The sequence below is a fragment of the Massilia eburnea genome (assembly GCF_009720745.1).
In the GTDB taxonomy this organism is placed as follows: Bacteria; Pseudomonadota; Gammaproteobacteria; order Burkholderiales; family Burkholderiaceae_D; genus Rugamonas; species Rugamonas eburnea.
In genome coordinates this window covers 417,108-430,799 of the sequence record NZ_WNKX01000001.1, presented here as the reverse complement: position 1 = coordinate 430,799, position 13,692 = coordinate 417,108, and the positions used below count along the sequence as shown (strand labels likewise).

At 61.2% G+C, this 13,692-nt stretch carries 15 protein-coding genes; all 15 read right to left on the bottom strand.

Annotation, left to right across the window (positions count from 1 at the left end; translation table 11 throughout):
• Positions 1-10: 10 nt before the first annotated feature.
• Positions 11-388 carry a hypothetical protein gene (locus GM658_RS02155; protein ID WP_155452355.1) on the bottom strand — a complete coding sequence of 126 codons (378 nt, stop codon included), beginning with the start codon at positions 386-388 and terminating at the stop codon, positions 11-13.
• Between the two features lie 13 nt (positions 389-401).
• A complete protein-coding gene (locus GM658_RS02150) occupies positions 402-1,328 on the bottom strand; it encodes an NAD(P)H-hydrate dehydratase (protein WP_155452354.1) in 927 nt (308 codons plus the stop codon).
• Positions 1,325-2,089, bottom strand: coding sequence for a histidine phosphatase family protein (locus tag GM658_RS02145; protein WP_155452353.1), 765 nt, complete (start codon positions 2,087-2,089; stop codon positions 1,325-1,327). The genes GM658_RS02150 and GM658_RS02145 overlap by 4 nt, the downstream gene beginning before the upstream one ends.
• Before the next feature lie 205 nt (positions 2,090-2,294).
• Positions 2,295-3,611: a sensor histidine kinase gene (locus GM658_RS02140; RefSeq protein WP_155452352.1), complete on the bottom strand. Its 1,317-nt coding sequence runs from the start codon at positions 3,609-3,611 to the stop codon at positions 2,295-2,297.
• 4 nt (positions 3,612-3,615) lie between these two features.
• A complete protein-coding gene (locus GM658_RS02135) occupies positions 3,616-5,010 on the bottom strand; it encodes a sigma-54-dependent transcriptional regulator (protein ID WP_155452351.1) in 1,395 nt (464 codons plus the stop codon).
• A gap of 9 nt (positions 5,011-5,019) precedes the next feature.
• The gene (locus GM658_RS02130) at positions 5,020-6,222 is read right to left on the bottom strand and encodes an ABC transporter permease (RefSeq protein WP_155452350.1); all 1,203 of its coding nucleotides are present in this window, start codon (positions 6,220-6,222) and stop codon (positions 5,020-5,022) included.
• On the bottom strand, positions 6,222-7,499 hold the full coding sequence (locus GM658_RS02125) for an ABC transporter permease (RefSeq protein ID WP_155452349.1): 1,278 nt from the start codon (positions 7,497-7,499) through the stop codon (positions 6,222-6,224). The genes GM658_RS02130 and GM658_RS02125 overlap by 1 nt, the downstream gene beginning before the upstream one ends.
• An 8-nt stretch (positions 7,500-7,507) precedes the next feature.
• Complete coding sequence (locus GM658_RS02120; RefSeq protein ID WP_155452348.1) at positions 7,508-8,170, bottom strand: ABC transporter ATP-binding protein; 663 nt, start codon at positions 8,168-8,170, stop codon at positions 7,508-7,510.
• Positions 8,167-9,414 carry an efflux RND transporter periplasmic adaptor subunit gene (locus GM658_RS02115; RefSeq protein ID WP_155452347.1) on the bottom strand — a complete coding sequence of 416 codons (1,248 nt, stop codon included), beginning with the start codon at positions 9,412-9,414 and terminating at the stop codon, positions 8,167-8,169. Before GM658_RS02115 ends, GM658_RS02120 begins: the two co-directional genes overlap by 4 nt.
• Positions 9,415-9,641: 227 nt before the next feature.
• Positions 9,642-10,436 (bottom strand): hypothetical protein, encoded by a 795-nt coding sequence (locus GM658_RS02110; protein ID WP_155452346.1) that lies wholly within the window; start codon positions 10,434-10,436, stop codon positions 9,642-9,644.
• Positions 10,433-10,954 carry an alpha-ketoglutarate-dependent dioxygenase AlkB family protein gene (locus tag GM658_RS02105; RefSeq protein ID WP_155452345.1) on the bottom strand — a complete coding sequence of 174 codons (522 nt, stop codon included), beginning with the start codon at positions 10,952-10,954 and terminating at the stop codon, positions 10,433-10,435. Before GM658_RS02105 ends, GM658_RS02110 begins: the two co-directional genes overlap by 4 nt.
• 833 nt (positions 10,955-11,787) lie before the next feature.
• Positions 11,788-12,162 carry a cyclic-phosphate processing receiver domain-containing protein gene (locus GM658_RS02100; protein ID WP_308612775.1) on the bottom strand — a complete coding sequence of 125 codons (375 nt, stop codon included), beginning with the start codon at positions 12,160-12,162 and terminating at the stop codon, positions 11,788-11,790.
• Positions 12,163-12,190: 28 nt separating this feature from the next.
• Positions 12,191-12,649: a hypothetical protein gene (locus GM658_RS02095; RefSeq protein ID WP_155452343.1), complete on the bottom strand. Its 459-nt coding sequence runs from the start codon at positions 12,647-12,649 to the stop codon at positions 12,191-12,193.
• Entirely contained in the window at positions 12,646-13,161 is a 516-nt protein-coding gene (locus GM658_RS02090; protein ID WP_155452342.1) for a hypothetical protein, read from the bottom strand. The genes GM658_RS02095 and GM658_RS02090 overlap by 4 nt, the downstream gene beginning before the upstream one ends.
• 56 nt (positions 13,162-13,217) lie before the next feature.
• Complete coding sequence (locus GM658_RS02085; protein ID WP_155452341.1) at positions 13,218-13,646, bottom strand: hypothetical protein; 429 nt, start codon at positions 13,644-13,646, stop codon at positions 13,218-13,220.
• Between the last annotated feature and the right edge of the window lie 46 nt (positions 13,647-13,692).

The following is a 13,692-nucleotide window of genomic DNA, read 5'->3' as shown; positions in this document are numbered from 1 at the left end:
TGCCTCCGGTTTAATAGGTTGGGCGGCGGTCGCGTGGCTCTTTCTGGTCGACGCGGTCAGGTGCGGTCGAAGGCGGTTGGCCGGCGCCGGTCGTGCCCTGGGTGCCGCTGGTTCCGCTGGTTCCGCTCGTGCCACTGGTGCCACTGGTGCCACTGGTGCCTGGGGTGGCGCCCCCGGCAGGCGGTGTAGTGTCTGGAGCCGGCGTCGCTGGTGGCGGCGTTACCGGGGCTGGCTCGGCAGCTGGCGGCGTCGTGGTGGTCGGCGTAGCCGTATTCGGCGTGGTCACCGGTGCGGGTTGGATGTCTTCCGAATGCTTCTTGCAACCGCCCACGCCGGCAGCCAATGCTGCGCCCAGCATGAGGGCGCTCAATTTGTTCAAAGTGATCATTTTTCAATTCCTTTCAAGGGGCAGCCAGTACCCGCAGCAAGGCAGGTACTTCAGCTGCGATTTCGCGCGCCAGGTAGCCCAGCGGGCCGCAGCGCAGCGCCAGTTGTTCGCCGGCTGCTCCATGCAGTACCACGCCCCAGGCCGCAGCCTGTTCCAGCGTGGCGCCACGGCCGAGCAATCCAACGATGATGCCGGCAAGGACATCCCCCGAGCCGGAAATGGCCAGGCCGGCATTGCCGCCCTGGTATTGCCACACCTTGCCATCCGGCGCCGCCAGGACCGTGGTGGCGCCTTTCAGCGCGACGACGGCGTTCCAGCGTTCAGCGGAGGAAAGTGCAGCGCGATGGGGTTCCTGTTCGATGCTGCGGCGCTCGGCGCCAGTCAACCGCGCCAGTTCGCCGGCATGGGGCGTCAACAGCACCGGCGATGGGAAGCGGAACTGCTCCCAATCGACCGTTTCATCCAGCAGGTGCGGCTCGCCGCGCGGATGGACCGCGCACATGCCGGTGGCATCGAGCACCGTACGGATGCCCTCAAAACGTTCCAGCAGCTGATGTACCAGCTCGACGCAGGCGCCTTCATCCTGCATGCCGGGACCCACCAGCAGGGCATCCGCTTTGCCCGCCAGGTCACCTAGGCGGCGCGCGCTGTCGGCCAGGAAGCCGTGCGCGGAGGTCTCGCCAAGGCCGATCACCCGCGCTTCCGGAATTGCCGCGCCCACCTGCGGAGCAATGCTGGCAGCGGTGGCAATGGTCAGTTTGCCGGCGCCTGCACGCAAGGCCGCTTCGCCTGCGAGCATGGCGGCGCCGGGCATTTCCGCCGAACCGGCCACGATCAGCACATGGCCCCGCGCCTCTTTGTCGCCATCGAAACCGGGCTGCGGCAAGGGCCAGCGGCGCAGCAGGGCAGGGTTGAGGTCGAGCGGTTCAGCGCTGCTCATGGCTTCGGTGCGGACGGCAGGTCCGGCTTGTCGGTGACCGGCGTGCCGCTTTCCTTCAGCGGCGCGACGAAGTTTTCCAGCTCCAGCATCAGCTTGCCGCGCTTGCCGGCCTGCGGATCGAACTGGTAGGAAGTGACGCCGCAGTTCGGCACGTCGGCGGCGCGGTCAATGGCGAGGATCGTTTCCTCATCCATCCGCTCGAACAGGTAGCGGAAGCAATTGACGATGACCTGATGGCCAATGATCAGCACACGCTCGCGCCGGTACTCGCGGGTAATGGTGTCGAGTACGCTGCGCAGGCGCAGGATCACGTCGCACCAGCTCTCCCCGCCCGGCGGCCGGAAATAGAATTTGCCGACGTGCTTGCGCTGTTCCGCCAGTTCCGGATATTTCCGAGAAATGCCCAGCGAAGTCAGGCGATCTGTGACGCCGAATTCTTTTTCGCGCAAGCGTTCATCGGCGACCACAGCCAGCATGTCTTCCGGACCCAGGCATTGCAGCACCGCCTGGGCGGTAGCGCGGGCACGCAGGTAAGGGGAATACAGCACGACATTGGGCTGCTGCCCGGGCGGCAAGGCCGCGAACCATTGCGCCAGCGCATCGGCTTGACGCATACCCAGTTCGGAAAGCGGGACATCGACATCGCGTTCAGCAATATCGATCAGCAACTCTTTGGCAGCCGTGGCGGCGTCGCGTGCGACGTTGCCCGCGCTCTGGCCATGACGTACCAGCCAAACCTGTTGCGGCCATTTTTGCTCCATCGCAGACCTTTCGGCGGATAGTCAAAAGCCTATGGTAAGCGATGCCGGGACGGGATGGCACACGATCGCCCGCACCCCGAAAAGGCCGAGCCCGTGTCCCACCCTGGGGTCACACCCGAAATGGGACACGGCCTCGGCATTGCACAAGGCTGGGGCCGTGTCCCGAAACGGGTGTGACCCCAGGGTGGGACACGGGCTCAGCCGTTCAGGCGTGGGGGAGCCAGATGTCGAAGCTGGTTTCGCCGGCGGCGTTGGGGGCGAGGCGGTGGGCGAAGCCGTGGCGCAGCAGCACTTCGCGTACCAGCAGCAGGCCGATGCCCTGGCCGCCTTTCTTGGTGCTGAAGAAGGGGGTGAATAGTTGGCTGGCCGGTACGCTGGCCAGGCGTGCGCCGGAGTCGATGACAGACAGCCGCAGGCCTTCCTGCTCGCGCACCAGTTCCAGCTCCACTGAAGCAGCGCCGCCGCTTTCCTGCTGCGTGGCGTGTGCCGCCTCCATCGCGTTCTTGACCAGGTTTTGCAGCGCTTGCTCGATCAGGTGGCGGTCCAGCGGTAGCGGGCCGGCTTCGTCGCGGCGCCGCCAGCCGATGCTGATGCCTCGGCTGCGGCACGGTTCGCGGTACAGGTAGAGGATGTCTTCCACCACATCCTGCACGGCGCAGGGGCGCAGTTCGGGCGCGGGCAGCTTGGCAACGTGGGTAAAGCGTTCGATGAATTCGCCCAGGCTGGCGTTGCGCCGCTTGACGGCGCCAATGGCGGTGGCGAAGTCTTCGCCGTCGCTTGCGGCCAACTGGCGGCGGTAGAACAGCAGCGATTCCAGCACGGAGCCAGTGGCGGCCACTGTATTGTTCACTTCATGGCCCAGCACGCGCACCAGCTTTTCATACGTCGCGCGTTCCGAGCTTTGCAGTTCTTCAGTCAGTTCTTCCAGCAGCAGGAAGCGGCGCGCGAAACCGCGGTCGAAGAAGTGTCCGCGCTGGCCGCGATAACGGCGGCCATCCGGATCGGACAGCATGGTGCTGGCGCCATCGGGCAAGCTTTCCATCTGCTGCAGCAAATGGTCGCGGTGATTCAGCGCCTGCGCGCTGGGATTGAGCAGGGAAACGTTGCCGTCGAAATCGAATACGATGACGGCGCTCGGCGTCGCTTCCAGCAGGCGGTCGAGGAAGCCTTGCTGTTCGCCGATGCGAAGGCGTTCTGCGTGCAGGGTGTCGAGCAGGGCGTTGAACTGTGCCACCAGCTGGCCCAGTTCATCGCTGCCGCTGCCGTCGTGGCGGAGCCGGGCGGCGTAATCCTGGTCTTGCAGCAGTTCGCGCAGGCGCTGGGTATAGCCGAGCGGCTCCAGCGCGCGCCGCAACAGCCGGACGCCAAACACGAAGCTGGCCACCAGCACTGCCTCAAGCGCCACGAACAACCATGGCCGCTCGCGCAGCTGCAGGAAGGCCAAGGCAAACAGCAGCAGGTGCAGCGCCGCCAGAAACGCGAACAGCTGCGTGCGCAGACGGCTGAGCCCGTGTCCCACCATGGGGTCAGGCACCCCGGTGGGACACGGGCTCAGCCTCTGGCGGCGCGCCAATACCGTGCCGTTCGAGACGGCGGTAGAGGGCGGCGCGCGACAGCCCCAGCGCAGTGGCGACGCGCGTGATATTGCCTTGGTGCTGTTCCATCGCCTTGCTGATCATCAGGCGCTCCACCTGGTCCAGCGTCATGCCGTCCACGCCGAGGCGCTGGCTGCCGCCTTCTTCATGCGCGCTGGCGGCAATGAAATCCGGCTTGTCGAGCTGTGGACGGCCCGCCAGCAGCATGGTGCGCTCCAATGTCTGGCGCAACTGGCGGATATTGCCCGGCCATTGCTGCGCCACCAGCCAATCCAGTGCTGCCTGGGTGACGCTGGCCGGCGGCAGGCCGTAGCTGCTGGCCACCGTGACAAGAATATGGCGCACCAGCAGCGGTATATCGCTGCGCCGCTCGCGCAGCGCCGGCAGGCGGATGGTGATCAGGTTCAGGCGATAGAACAGGTCTTCGCGGAAGCTGCCATCGGCCACCATTTCCGCCAGTTCGCGGTTAGTGGCGGAAACCACCCGCACGTCGGCCTGCTCGCTGCGGCTGGAGCCTACCGGCGTGAAGGTCTGGTCCTGCAGCACGCGCAGCAGCTTGACCTGGTCCGGGCGCTGCAGTTCGCCGATTTCGTCGAGGAAGAGGGTGCTGCCATGGGCGGTGGCGAAATGGCCGCGCCGGTCGCTGCGCGCATCGGTGAAAGCGCCTTTCACATGGCCGAACATCTCGCTCTCGAACAGGCTGGGGGTAATGGCGCCCATATTGATCTTGACCGGCGTCAGGGCGGCGCGCGGGCTGTTGCGGTGGATGGCGTCGGCCACCAGTTCCTTGCCGCAGCCGCTTTCGCCCAGGATCAGCACCGGTGCGCGCGTGGCCGCGACCTGGCCGATGGTGGCCAGCACGCGCAGCAGCTTTGGATGCTCCCCGATGATGCCGGAAAAGTCGAACTGCCGGTCCAGCTCCGTACGCGAAGGACCATCGCCCGCCAGCTGCGGCGCGGCGGCCAGCGTGGTGCGCACCAGTTCCAGCAACTGCGCATTGTCCCAGGGCTTGGTGAAGAAGTTGGCGGCGCCGGCCTGCATGCCTTTCACGGCCAGCGCAATGGACCCCCAGGCCGTCATCAGCAGCACCGGCAGGGCCGGGTAGGCCGCGCGGATCGATGCCAGCAGCGACAAACCTTCGTCACCGCTCGTTTGCAAGGAAAAGTTCATATCCTGCAGCACCAGGTCGAACTGGCCTGCGGACAGCGCTTGCAAGGCCTGCTGCGGATCGTCGCAGCAGCGCGCTTCATAGCCCGCCTGTTTCAGCAGCAGTTGCAGCGAAACCTGTACGGCGCTGTCGTCGTCAACAATCAAGATACGGCGCATGTCTTCCTATTATTCGTGGTGCAGGGCGGCGGCGGGATGGAGGCGGCTGGCGCGCCAGCCCGGATACAGCGCGCACAGCAAGGATAGCAGATAGATAACGCCCATTGAAAGGGCCGCAGCCCCGGAAAACACCTGCCAGTTCAATGCGTCTCCAAGAAGACCTGTCAGCGGCAGTTGCATCAGCAGGGCCAGTCCCACCAGCATCGCGACGCTACTCAGTAGCAGTTGTTCGGTGACGATCTGGCGCGCAATGCCGGCCGCCGTGGCGCCCATGGCGCGCCGCAGGCCGATTTCCGGAATGCGGCGCGTGGTGTTCTGCCACAGCACGCCGAACAGGCCGAAACCCACCATCGCCAGCAGGAAGACGGCAACCAGCGCCAGGATCTTGAGCGGCACCAGCTTTTCGGCCAGCTGCGAGGTGCGCAGTTCGGCCAGCGGATTGATGGTGTAGCTCCAGTCGTTGCGCACTTGTTTGAGCTGGCGCTGCAAGTCCAGTTCAAAGGAGCGCGGCGTTCCGGGGTGCATTTTGACCAGGAGCGTCATCTGGGTCTTGTTGCCATCAACCGACGATTGGCGGAACAGGACAACGGGGCGCGGCGCCATGAATTCGCCGTGACTGCGGAAATCGTCGATCGTGCCGACTATCCGGAAGCGGGCCGCATTTTTGGGATCGCTGGACTCGGCGACGATCAATTGGCCCAGCGGCGAGCGGTCTGGGAACAGTTCCTCCGCCATGCGCCGGTTCACCACGGCAGGCGCAGCATCGGCGCCGTTGTCCTGCGCCGAGGGCCAGCGTCCGGCCGCGAGTTTCATGCCCAGCGTGTACCAGAACCGGTCATTCGTTTCTACCATATTGCTACGCGTTTCGCGACCGCCATCGGGTGCCTTGAAGCGGCTGACCATGCTGGAATCCTGGAACAGCGCGAAATTGGTCAGTGCCGCGTCTTCCACCTGTGGCATCGCCTGCAGCGCGCGCAGGAAGAGGTCATGTGCGCCCTCGGTGCGGGCAAACCGGTTGTCCATGGGCGGCTGCAGCTGCACGGCCCAGACGTCCTGGTACTGGAAGCCGAGCGGACGGTGGTACAGCTGCCAGTAACGCACGCCGGTGGCGGCGATGGCGAACACGATCACAAAGGCCAGCATGATTTCCACGCTAAGCAGCATGTTGCGCGTCTTGCGCTTCCAGGTCAGTTTAAGCAGGTGACGCAGCATCAGGCGGCTCCCTTCAAGGCGTGGACAGGGTCGAGGCGAGCCATCTTCAAGGCCGGCACCACGCCGGACAGCACGCCAAAGACAATCGTAATCAGAAGGCCCCAGCCGAAAACGGCAAGGTTGATGCCGACCTTCAGGTAAGGAATGGGGCCGGCAGCTTCAAGCCACCACAGCACGCCGGCCGCCAATACCAGGGCGATGGCGCCGCCGGCCAGGCAAAGCAGCACGTTTTCCAGTACCAGTTGCACGGCCAGTTGGGCATTGCTGGCGCCGAAGGCTTTGCGCACGCCGATTTCCGTGCTGCGTTCCATGATGCGGCCAACATTCAGGTTCACCAGGTTCAGTGCTGGCAGCAGCATGAACAGCAACATCAGCGAGCTCACGCCGGCCAGAATCAGGCTGGCGCCGCTGATACCTTTGACGCCGGGGACGACGCTGCCGGATGCCGAGTTGACCTCGTGGCTGCCTGTCAGCGTACGGGCAAACATGTCGATTTTGCTGTCGGCCCACATCTGGCCCTTGGTGAACTCCGGATCGCCCGCGAAATCCATTTTTTCAGTAATGCGCTGCACTTCGGCGCGGATGGCGGGCAGGTCATCGGGGCTGCGCGCCAGCAGCAAGGCGAAGAAACGGCCTGTCATCTGGTGGCGGTAGGTGGTATTGGGGTAGGTGGTGACAGGCACCCACATATCGGCATAGGCGTTCAGGTGCAGCGCATCCTCCACCACGCCGATTACGGTAAAGGTCTGGCCGCCCGTTCCCACCTTGCGGCCCAGCGGCGCGGGCTCGCCAAACAGTTTGAGCGCCATGGAGCGCGCCAGTACGGCAACCATGCGGCCCTGCGCCACGTCGTCATCGTTAGGTACGCGGCCGGCCAGCACTTTGAAGTCCAGCACGCGCCAGTATTCGGCGTCGGCGTGGCGCATATTCACTTCGGTACTGGCGCCGTTCATGATGACGGCAGTCGGCTCGATGCCGGTGACCGCGGCCACCGTTTCCACGCCCGGCATCGGCTTGAGGTATTTGTCGATGATGCGGTAGCCGAGCGGGCTGCGGCTGATGGACGTCATCTTCTCGTTGGTCGCTTCCAGCATGTGCACTTGCAGGAAGCGGTTACTGCGGTGCTCCACGCCGGAAGGGTAAAAGGCTTCCTGCAGCAGGGCGGTGACGACCAGCAGCACGACCAGGGTCAGTACGATGCACGCCAGGTTGATGGCGGTGAACAGCTTGCGGCGCTGGAAGACGTTCCAGGCCGTCAATAGATAATTTTTCAGCATGGCCGCCCCTATGCCACCAGCTGGCCGTCGAACACGCGCACGATGCGGTGCGCGCGACTGGCTTCTTTTTCGTCGTGGGTGACCATGACGACAGTGGTTCCTTCTTCGTTCAGCTTGAGCAGGATATCCATCACTTCCGCGCCCATCTTGCTATCGAGGTTGCCGGTCGGTTCGTCGGCCAGCAATACGTCGGGCTGGCCGACCATGGCGCGTGCAATGGCCACGCGCTGCTGCTGGCCGCCGGACAGCTGGTTGGGGTAGTGCTCCATGCGTGCACCAAGGCCGACCTTTTCCAGTGCGGCGCGTGCACGTTCGCGGCGTTCGCTGCCGGACATGCTGCGGTAGAGCAGTGGCAGCTCCACATTGTCGATCACGCGCAGGTCGTTTATCAGGTGGAAGCTCTGGAAGATGAAGCCGAAGGTGTCGTTGCGCAGGCGCGCGACGTGCTTGTCCTTGTACGACTGCACGGCCTTTCCGCCTACGTGGATCTCGCCCGCGCCCGGCCGGTCCAGCAGGCCGATGATATTGAGCAGCGTACTTTTACCGCAGCCGCTGGGGCCCATGATGCAGACGAATTCGGACTTCTGCACGTGCAGGTCGATATCCTTCAGCGCCAGGGTCTGTACCTTGTCGGTGAAATAGGTTTTGCTGACTTTTTCGAGTTTGATCATTGTGCGATCCTGATGGAGTCGTGGTCTTTGAAATTGGTCGTGTCGGAAATGATGATGCGGTCGCCGGCACGAGCACCGGCAAGAATTTCAACCTGTTTGCCGTCGCTTGCGCCGATAGTCAGCGTGACCTTGCGCGCGGTGCTGCCATCGACAACGAAGACGGATTGCATGCCGCGTCCATTGATGGCCGGGCCGCGCGTAACCACCAGGGCGCCATCCTGGCGGGCCGCGACAATGTTGGCGTCCACACGCTGCTTGTTGCGCAGTTGCGGGTGATTCGGCTGGTCCAGCGTGACCAAAAGCTTGACCGTGCCATCCTGGATTTCGGGCAGGATGGTCTGCACCTTTCCTTGCAGCTGCAGGGCGCCTTGTTCGACCAGCACCGGCTGGCCCGGCTCCACGCGGCGGGAGTGAAAGTCGGATAAAGTCGCCTCGACACGGTAATTGTGCAGGTCCGAAACGCGCGCCACCAGCTGGCCGGCGGCGACGGCGGCTCCTTCGTCCTGCAGCAGCCAGGTCAGCATGCCATCGAAGGGCGCGCGAACCTGGGTACGCGCAAGGAGATCCTCCTGCTGCGACATCTGCTTGCGCAGGATGCTTTGCTGCAGCTGGGCGCCTTCGATATTGCTGGCGGTGGCGCGGCGCACATCCTCGACCTGTTCCTGCTGCTGCCGCAGCTGGATTTCATTGCGCTTGACATTCAATTCCGCGGTGAGCAGGTCTTCCGCTGATACGCCGCCGTGCTGGCGCAGGTTTTGCGAGCGTTGCAGCTTGGCGCGCGTCGATTGCAGGTCAAGCTGCAGAAGCTCGATGCTGCTGGCCAGCTGCTTGCGTTTCTGTTCCTGTTCCAGGCGCAGGGTCTGGATGCGGTTATCCTGTTGCGCCAGTTGTTCTTTCAGGCGCTCCAGCTCCAGCTTGACCGATTGGCTATCCAGCTCCAGCAGCAGGGTGCCCGCAGTCACTTGCTGGCCCGGGCGGGCGAGCACTTTGGCAATGCGCGTCTGGATGGGGCTGGGCACCTGTTCCTCGTGCACCGGAACCACGATGCCGGCAGCGCCGATGGTGTCGGCAATGCTGCCTTGGCGAATCTCTGCGATGTTCAGTTGATTGGCGCTGACACTTGGCGACACGGCGCGGTTCACGCCCCACACGGCGGCGCAGACGAGCGCCAGCCCGGCGCCGATCGCACCGAACGTGGTGCGCCGGCGGCGCTTGATGATAGAAGGGTTGATAGCTTGGTCCATGCACGGAACATTGCAATCTCCGTGCCATGCCGCAAAGCCGCATGTTTCCGGGCTTTGCAGCGACATTGGTGAGCGCTGCCGCACGCTGCTGTCCGAATCCGGACAGTGGTAGTCGCTTCAGCCTGGAGCATGATGCAGGGCGTAGCCGACGGGCACCGGCGGCAGCGCTTCAAAACGATCGCTTTGAGGATGCCGTCGGCACGTCCGGTTGGGGCATCGTCTCAGGGTTACTTGCGTTTCTGAGCGTCCTGTTTGCGTACTCGGAATGCTTGCAGGCGGCGCTCGGCATCGGCAGTGATCCTTTCGTAGACGTCTTCGCCCCATTTGGCGCGGATGGCCTGGTCCATCGCCGAATCGAATGATTCCATGAAGGCAATGCCGTGCTCGCCAGGCGCATCGCCGACAATAATCCACTCGATGCCATACGCTTCATGAGCTGCCACGTCGCTCTCGTAGATGTCCGACGGTGGCAGGCCGGGCGCCTGCAATGCCATCAGTCCATTTGCAAGGCAAAGCTCGGCGGCTTTGCGACCATCAGCGGAGTTTTCAAGCTTTGCGATCAGCTGGCTGCAGGCTGGGCGCGCCTTTGGGGTGGAGGTCGCGGTTCGGGCGAGACATTTTTCGGGGGCGCTTGGAAGCGCCAATTCCTGCTCCCAGCATTTGGCGGCGGTTTCATCGGCGATAATGCCGGGGCGACCAGCGCGCAGGGCATACGCAAGCTTGCTCTGGGCCGGCCGGTAGCCGTTGACGGCAGCAAGGAGCAGCATGCGGTTTGCTATGTCCGCACGCAATCCCGGCAACTTGAGTGTTGCCTTGCTGTGGTCAAGCATGTCTGACAGTGCGTATTGAACGTCTGGCTCTGGCCCGTAGCTGCCAACGGCGTACCACAGGTTGAAGGCCTGCTGGTGCTTGCCCGCCTTGATTTGCCGCTTGCCCATTTCGACAGCGCTTACAATTGGACGGGCGGCATGGGCTGGGAGGATGGAGCTGATAATCAGCAGGAGGATCAGGTTGCGAATCATTTGACTATTGCCCGGAATGTCAGGCTGATGCGTTCACCGGCATTCACTGACTTCGGGATGGAATGCAGCCAGTGATCCTGGATCTCCTTGGTCATGTACAGCAAGGATCCACTTGGAAGCGGGTAGTTGAACTCTGCTGACTTATCCGCCTTACTGCGAAAGGTGATAATGCGCACCGCGCCAAGTGAGATGATGGCCACACCAGTTCCGTGAGCCAGCTCTTCACTGGAATCAGAATGAAATCCCATTGAAGATAGACCATCTTCGTAGTAGTTCAAAAGACAGTTGTTTGGAAGGAATCCTAGGGCCGCCTCAATTTCTTCGCAAATGGCCTGGAGCTTCGCAGGCATCGGAATCTCAGGGTAAGAGATCTGGGAATAATCATAGGCGACACCGAAGCTCGCAGTCTTGCGAGCTTTCATGCGTTCATCCCAGGCGACCGAGTGCTTTAGCTCCTGAAAGAGGTCGTCGGACCCGATCAAAAATTTCTCTACAAATTGAATTGCCGGTGTGTTCATAGGTTTCTTTGCAGGGGAGAGTTCAGGTGACAGACTCGAACATCCCCCGTATTTCCGGTCTCTCCAGACCAGACTATAGCCATTTAGCGTAGATCAGACGGTGACTCGAAAAAAGACATCGCGAACACCGTCCTCCGGCGTGTGGTGCTAGCGCATGGCTTCCTCGGTAATTCGAACGTGGGCGTCGGTCACGTGCACGCCGTGCGCCTCGATGTCGTCGAGGCACTCGTTTGCATCCACGCCAGATGTCCGCACATCCCTGAAGAGCTCGATCGTCTTGAACTCAGTCCAAGGCGCGTATTTTTGCGGGAGATTGTCACCAGATGGTAATGTCGTGAAGCCGAATACCCGGCCAGGTCCTCTGAAAATATGAATTTGCATGTGTTTTACCGGTAGTTGGGAAATTAGGCATTTCTAAAATCCTCCTTTCTCTAGTTGTTGGTGGGTTCAAGATCCACTTCAGGGGTCACCCTATTTTAGCTTTCATCGCGAAGTACAGACTCCAGCAACACGCCGACCTGGTTGCTCGTGCGGGAAGTCCCACTCACGTACGCAAGATCCATGCTTGCTCACGGCGTAGTAGGCAACGAGGTCACTGCCAACCCAATCGGATGGGACCGACGCTGGATCGATTTTTTCATGTAGCTGGAACAGAAGATAGCGTCGGGTATCCTGGTACGGGATGCAATACAGATCATCCCTCCGATGTTCATGATTCGGTACGGCTGATTTGAGCCGTGCGCATGCCGTTTTGTGAGCGCTCGGTTTAGCGATACTCTGGCCACTCATCCCCCAAAGGATGCCAAGAGCAATAGCGGAACCAAGTACCCGGCTCATTCTTTGGAAACCATACGTTCTATGGATTGAATACCTGCGATCATTTTGTCCCGTGCCGAAGAGTTGGCCGAATGCACAGCGATTTTGGGCGGTATGAAGCCACGAAGCGCAACCGCTTCTTCGATCCAAAGCACGACGTCGTACCCGGTCCCGCGTTCATCATCACGCAGATCGTGGTCCAGGCTCATCTCTTCCACATGTCCCGATTCCAGAAGTTTGATGGCTTCGTCTGGCCAAAAGACTCGCACCCAGCCTTCCGGAATGCTGCGTTCATCGTCAAGAAAAACTCGCATAGTGTACGTGGCGGCACAGTTTAGCGTCTGCCAAATTGAATCATTGGTTATATACATCGCGGCGTTGGAAAGCCCCAAGCATGATGGGCACATTTATCAACCACCGTTATTTCTGCGGCACACGCCGCCACGCTAAAGCTCCCAGGGCGAACGAGGGCATCGGCGCGAGAACCCCTGCAATGCGAGACCAGAGCGGAATAGGCAACTCGTACGGCATCAGATTTGTTATGGCTGTAAACACGGCAACGACGGCGCCTGCGAACAAGGCTGTGGCCAGCGGTTTTCGAGAGGCCAGGCGCGCACTCCAGTAACCGCCATAGATATGGCAAAGGACGCCAAATACATGTGCGAAGGCTATGTAGGCGGTCGATTGATACGCCCTCGCATACAAGTCCTGCAGCGATACCCCTTGTAATGTCAGCACCCACAGGAAAATGATGCCGACGACTGTGAGGACAGTATAAGAAATGCCTATCCCCACAGCAGCGCCGACCAAAACAGCGGTCCCGGAATTGCCGCGAGCGGGCTCATCAAGTGTGGACTTGGGTGCGGCGTACAGGTTCATTGGGCGCTTAGGACTTTTCGCAGAAAACGGCAAATGCCAACAATAGTACCGACAATCAGTGTCCCCCACAGGATAGCCCAGCCTAGTAGGAAGAGCAGCCCTGCGGCAATCGCAACCAAACCATCCAGATACGTCCAGGTTGAAATGACATGCGGCGCTTCAAGTGCGCCTTTACCAAGTAATATGAAAAGTGGGCCAGTACCAACGAGCGAGAGGGGAATAAAACAGAATTTATAGGTCCAGGGCGACGCAATTTTTGTCACTATGCCGCCGCGCGTGCGAACCGGAGCACCATTCCGGTACATTGCCGTTAGAAACAGCAGGTAGGCAATGCAGGTCAACTCGATTCCGCGGACCGGACCAACGGTCTCCGGCGAGCGGAGGCCGATCAACAACAGCAAGACGCCGATGCTTGCAATGGCGAGGCTGATACGGGCAATGACGTTATCGCGCAAGCGCTGCTTTTCAATCGCTCTTTGGGGCATCTGATTTGCTTTTGGCGAAAAGTCCAACGCGGACTCGGATTGTTTGGGATTCAGATCTTATCTTTTAACGGAGGCGGTCGAGCTCAATGAGTAATCTGTAGTAGTTCAGACTTTTCTTTGGATAGTTCACGAACTTCGTCCAAGCGCTTCTGAAAATCTGGGACTTTGAACCTGTAGTGTTGCAATGGAACTTGGCAGCTATCAACGATTCTCATCTCTTTTGTTTCGTTTGGCTCTACGTCCCCAAGAATGACCAGGTAATACACGCCCGGAGTCAATCCGACATAGCCGGTTCCGATCCCCAAGAGATCAAGAAGCCTAGGCGTATATGTTCGTTCGCCCTTATAGTCTTCGATCACCTGATATCCGGCGGACACAAGTTTTACCGCCTCGTCGTCAGAACCCACGTCAGAACGCTTCCCGGTCATTTCCTTTAGAAGCTTTTCCTCGAGCCTGGTCTCGAGTACATACACCAGCATGACTCTTCTCGCATCCTTGAATTGCTTACTCAAGGTTAAGCCAGGTGGGCAAGTATGCGCCGCACAAATCGTTGAAGTC

Coding starts and splice junctions, on each gene's coding strand:
- GM658_RS02155 (WP_155452355.1), bottom strand. CDS start 388: ATGATCACTTTGAACAAATTGAGCGCCCTCATGCTGGGCGCAGCATTG.
- GM658_RS02150 (WP_155452354.1), bottom strand. CDS start 1,328: ATGAGCAGCGCTGAACCGCTCGACCTCAACCCTGCCCTGCTGCGCCGC.
- GM658_RS02145 (WP_155452353.1), bottom strand. CDS start 2,089: ATGGAGCAAAAATGGCCGCAACAGGTTTGGCTGGTACGTCATGGCCAG.
- GM658_RS02140 (WP_155452352.1), bottom strand. CDS start 3,611: ATGGTGGGACACGGGCTCAGCCGTCTGCGCACGCAGCTGTTCGCGTTT.
- GM658_RS02135 (WP_155452351.1), bottom strand. CDS start 5,010: ATGCGCCGTATCTTGATTGTTGACGACGACAGCGCCGTACAGGTTTCG.
- GM658_RS02130 (WP_155452350.1), bottom strand. CDS start 6,222: ATGCTGCGTCACCTGCTTAAACTGACCTGGAAGCGCAAGACGCGCAAC.
- GM658_RS02125 (WP_155452349.1), bottom strand. CDS start 7,499: ATGCTGAAAAATTATCTATTGACGGCCTGGAACGTCTTCCAGCGCCGC.
- GM658_RS02120 (WP_155452348.1), bottom strand. CDS start 8,170: ATGATCAAACTCGAAAAAGTCAGCAAAACCTATTTCACCGACAAGGTA.
- GM658_RS02115 (WP_155452347.1), bottom strand. CDS start 9,414: ATGGACCAAGCTATCAACCCTTCTATCATCAAGCGCCGCCGGCGCACC.
- GM658_RS02110 (WP_155452346.1), bottom strand. CDS start 10,436: ATGATTCGCAACCTGATCCTCCTGCTGATTATCAGCTCCATCCTCCCA.
- GM658_RS02105 (WP_155452345.1), bottom strand. CDS start 10,954: ATGAACACACCGGCAATTCAATTTGTAGAGAAATTTTTGATCGGGTCC.
- GM658_RS02095 (WP_155452343.1), bottom strand. CDS start 12,649: ATGAACCTGTACGCCGCACCCAAGTCCACACTTGATGAGCCCGCTCGC.